Genomic DNA, 568 nt, shown 5'->3' on the forward strand with positions numbered 1-568 from the left:
GGAAGAACACCGTCGGTCGGTATGGCGTGTGGCCAACCTGCTTGAGACTTGAGATGTCCTGCTCAATCGTGCTCTTCAGCAGGGAGAACGCTGCTCCGTAGCTGGTCGCGCCGCGTGGGGACAACTGCGGGATCGAATGCACGTCATTCAGGTCGGCGAGTGGGAGCAGCACCTCGGCGGTGCTGCTGAACCCGATGATGCCGAGCCTGGCCCGGTCCGCGACCACCGGGTTGACCGCTATCTCCTGATAGATCAGGGGAAGCTCCTGGTTGATGGCGTCGAGCGGCGGTCCCTGCATCGAGTACGACTCGTCGCAGACCAGGTAGAAGGGGAGTACCTGTTCACTCATTGGTTGTCCTCAGCTCTCCGACGTGCGGGCACAGCCGCTGGTCACGAAGTAGATCTCCATGGAGATCGATCCGGGTGGTGCGGCGAGATCATGGAAGTTTCGGGTGGCGGCCGTCCCGAAGATGCCGGGGAAGGCCGTGCTGATGGCCTTGTTGACGCGGCTCGCGAGTTGCACGCCGCCCCCGGCGCCGCCGGCGCCGCCGGCTGCGCCGAAGGTGAG

Annotated in this window: 1 protein-coding gene and 1 pseudogene; both read right to left on the bottom strand. The window is 64.6% G+C overall.

Annotated elements, in window-relative coordinates; genetic code table 11:
* Nucleotides 1–349: VWA domain-containing protein (locus tag AP234_RS00150; protein ID WP_152990143.1), on the bottom strand; the 349-nt coding region annotated here is incomplete at its 3' end.
* Nucleotides 350–358: 9 nt separating this feature from the next.
* Nucleotides 359–568, bottom strand: a pseudogene (locus AP234_RS00155) (hypothetical protein); the annotation flags it as partial.

The organism is Sphaerimonospora mesophila (assembly GCF_001417795.1).
GTDB lineage: Bacteria > Actinomycetota > Actinomycetes > Streptosporangiales > Streptosporangiaceae > Sphaerimonospora > Sphaerimonospora mesophila.